The following is a 3,844-nucleotide window of genomic DNA, read 5'->3' on the forward strand; positions in this document are numbered from 1 at the left end:
GGTAACTGCTGCATCGACAAAGCACCTCCGCTAGGCGAGAGACCGGGAGCCATAGTGACGAAACCCCACCCGCCTGTCCTTAACGTTTTTTAGGCCGGGGCCGCACCGCACGCAGTGTCGGCAAGGATCAGGTCGATTGCGTGCTGCACAGCGCAGGCCGGCTTTACCCCGACCACGCCGGCATCGCGTCGCCCTTCGGCACCTGGCCGACGATCACGAACTGGCGGCGGCCTTCGAGGGGGACATGGGGCATGCTCAGCTTCCTTTCGGCGGCCTGGAGAATACCGGGATCACAATGGTACAATGGACTCCATTCGCGCCCAGCACGTAGCTGGTTCGCGCGCCCAGCTGATAGGGCAAGGCGCGTTCGATCAATTCGCGCCCCTGCCCGCCACCGCGGGGATTCACGGCCGGGGACGGCATCTCGACTCCGGCTTCGCGCCACTCAATGTGCAGCCAGGGGCGCCCGCTCGCGGCATCCTCAACCAGGTGCCAGGTGACGGCTAGGCGTCCGTCAGCCTGCCCCAGCGCGCCATATTTTACGGCGTTGGTCGCCAGTTCGTGGAGCGCGAGCGCGAGCGTCTGCACCGTCGAAGAGCGCAGGCGAATGCCCCTGGGGCCTTCCAGCCGAATGCGCTCCCCGGCGGCGCCCATCGCCGCCAGCTCCGTTTCGATCAGTTCGTCGAAGGTGACCCGATCATGCTCGTTCAGCCGCGAGAGCAACCCCTGCACGCGGGCCAGGGCTTCCAGCCGATCGCCGAAACGGCTGCGGAATTCGTCGAAATCGCTGCTCGCCTGCGCTGTCTTGTCGGCCATGGATCGCACCACGCCCATCAGGTTGCGGGTGCGGTGCTGGAGTTCGGCGATGAGGACCTGCTGCCGCTCCTCCCATTCGCGCCGCTCGGTCGTTTCCACCATCGCCCCGATCATGCGCACGGCATTGCCCTCCGCGTCGTAGAAGAATCGTCCCCTGCCCGACAGCCAGTGCACCGAGCCGTCGGGATGCACCGCGCGGAACTCCCTCGTGAACTCCCGCTTCTTGTCCCGCGCGTCCTGTAGCGCCGCTTCTGTTTCGGCGCGGTCCTCTGGATGAACGCGCGACGCCCAGGCCTCGTAGCTAGGCGTCACTTCCCCGACGGCGTATCCCTCCATGCGAAAATGCTCGTCGGACCAGTGCACTTCGCCGGAGGTCACGTTCCAGTCCCAGAGGCCGAGCCGTCCCACATCGACGGCGGCGCGCAGTCGCTCCTCGCTTTCGGCCAGGGCCTGGTGCACCCGCCTTACCTCGGTCACATCCTGACCGATCTTGATGAACTCGCGAATCTCTCCGTCCGCCCCGAATAGCGGCTGGGTCGAGCCATCGATGAAGATGCGGGAGCCGCCCTTGTGCCGGTGCCAGCGGACATTCGGCGCTGCCCCGTCGCGCGCGGCGATTGCGCGCTCCCATTGCGGAGCACCATCCGCCACGTCTTCGGGCACGAAGGTGCGGTCGACCGACTGACCGATCATATCCTCTGCGGACCAGCCATAGACGGCAACGGCACCCGCCGGCCAGGAAGTGACGATCCCCTCGCGATCCATGGTGAAAATCGCATAGTCGCGCACCGATTCGACGAGGAGGCGGAAGCGCTCCTCGCTGGCGCGAAGCTCCGCCTGCGCGACCTGATCGCGCAGGCGCAGGAGATCGGCCTGGGCCGCCTTCCATTCGGTGATATCCGTCGTGGTGGTCGCGACCCCGTCGCCGAGCTTGACCGCCGACTGGTAGAACCAACCATCGAACTGCTCATGGGCATAGTGATGTTCGGCGCGCTCGGGCGTGCCGGTTTCCGTGACGCGCTCGAACGCCTCGAAGATTCCATCCACACGCACCCCGGGATTGCAGGCAACAAGCGTTTTGCCGACGACTTGTCCGAACCGCCGCTCGACTTCGCGGTTGGTCAACACCCAGCGGAAATCGACGATGGCGCCGGTAGCATCCCGCTCGGCTTCGAACACCTGGATGATGTCTGTCGAGGCGTCCATGGTCGCCTGAAGCAGGTCACGGCTCGCCTGGAGTTCCGTGGTGCGTTGCTGGACCTGCTGTTCGAGAGCGGTACGGTACCGGGCGAGTTCCTGTTCGGCCACAACCTGCTCGGTCACGTCGAAGGTCACGCCATTGATGATCCACGGGCGTTCGATATCCGCCTTGCCGCGCAGCTGCACCCACCGCCCGGCGTTGCGACCATGGGCGACCTGCATGCGCGTGCCGAAGGACTCACCCGGGATGGCCTGCTCGGCCATCCCGCTTTCCAGCCAGGCCAGCCCCTCGGCATCCATCATGCCGGCATAGAGCGCCACGGCGTGGGGCTGCTGGGCAGCGAAGACGCCCCACAGCTTCTGGACCACGGCGTCGGCATGCACCGTGTGCGCCCGCGTGTCCCACCGCCACGCACCCATGCCGCCGCTTTCCAGGGCCAGGCCGCGCAGTGCCTCGCTTTCGCGCAGCGCCAGTTCCGCCTCCCGGCTGGCCGTGGCATCGAGTACAAGCGAGTAATAGCCTGCGACCGACCCGTCCTCCAGCAGATCCGGCACGAACTCGGACTGGACGTGCCGCGTGCCGCCCAGCTTGAACGCAACCTCGGCCTCGAAGCGGTGGCGCCTGCCCGAGAGCGCAACATCCGCATGCGGGCGGACGCGATCGAACGCGGCTTCCCCAAGCACCTCGCGCAAATGCCGGCCGAGGATCGTCCCCGTCGGCAGGCCGAACCATTCCTCGTAGCGGCGATTGGCGAAGCGGTAGCGATGCTCCTTGTCGATATAGGCGATCAGGCCGGGCATGGCGTCCGTCACCAGTTGCAGCCGCTCTTCGCGCTCGCGCTGGCCCATCAGCGCCTGCTCGCGGTCCGCCGCGACCCGCAGACGATCGATCACCGGGCCGAGCACCATCGCATAGGTCTTGAGGAACTGGATGCTCCGCTCGTCGAACCCGCGTGGCGCGCGGGCATCGACCTGCAGCACGCCCCATGGCCTGCGCCCGGGCAGCAGGATCGGCACGTTGACCAGCGCGCGCACGCCATGGTCGCACAGGAACGGCGGGAAGACGAACCGGGTTTCGTGGACGATGTCGTTGGTGATCACCGGCACTTGCTGCGCGATCGCATAGGCTTCGGAGGAGCGATCATCCAATCGCACATGCGCCCCGCCGACGACTCCTGCGCGCCAGCCAATGCCGGCGCGCACGAACGCCGTTTGGGCATCATGCTCGATTTCCATGACCTTCGCCAGATCGGTGCCGAGCGCCCGGGCGACCAGGCGGCACCCTTCGGTGAGGATCTGGTCGAGGTCTTCATGATCGAGCACGAAGTCGCCAAAGTCGGCCAGTGCCTGCTGACGTCGCATCAGTTCTTCGAGGTCATCCATAAGGGTAGAACGCCCCAATGCCGTGTTGGTGCTACCGAACGCACCGGATTTTCTTCGTGCCGAGAGCCCCCCTCAACTAGCCAACCGCATTCATCGCCGGGGTGGTCGTGAACCTCAGAATATCTCACAACTTGTCGGTGACTGGCTGCCTGGACGCCGAGGCTACCAAGGCTGCGTCACGTCTCATTCTTGTTCTTGCCGCCGACCTTGCCGGACGCTTTCTTCGCCGCCGTCGTCCGACACCTTGAACGGGCGATCGCGGGGCTTGAGCGCACGGATTTCAACGACGGTTAGCATGGTGGGCCACGACTCCTGCGAGGCCCGTGGTCTACCGATTCGTGGCCCACTTCTCGCGGGCCTTGGTGGAACAAAATGAGAAAACACGGGACTGTCAACCGCGATTTTATCGCAGCTTTCCGCAGATTTCCACAATGTTCTCAATATG

Annotated in this window: 1 protein-coding gene; it reads right to left on the minus strand. The window is 65.5% G+C overall.

Features of this window, described 5'->3' with window-relative positions; genetic code table 11:
• Positions 1 to 255: 255 nt before the first annotated feature.
• A complete protein-coding gene (locus DD559_RS20000) occupies positions 256 to 3,399 on the minus strand; it encodes a PAS domain S-box protein (RefSeq protein WP_206364595.1) in 3,144 nt (1,047 codons plus the stop codon).
• Between the last annotated feature and the right edge of the window lie 445 nt (positions 3,400 to 3,844).

The sequence above is a fragment of the Sphingomonas pokkalii genome (genome assembly GCF_003096275.1).
Taxonomy (GTDB): domain Bacteria; phylum Pseudomonadota; class Alphaproteobacteria; order Sphingomonadales; family Sphingomonadaceae; genus Sphingomonas; species Sphingomonas pokkalii.

What these genes read in the sequence shown, in the direction of transcription:
- DD559_RS20000 (WP_206364595.1), bottom strand. Translation starts at nt 3,399, where the DNA reads ATGGATGACCTCGAAGAACTGATGCGACGTCAGCAGGCACTGGCCGAC.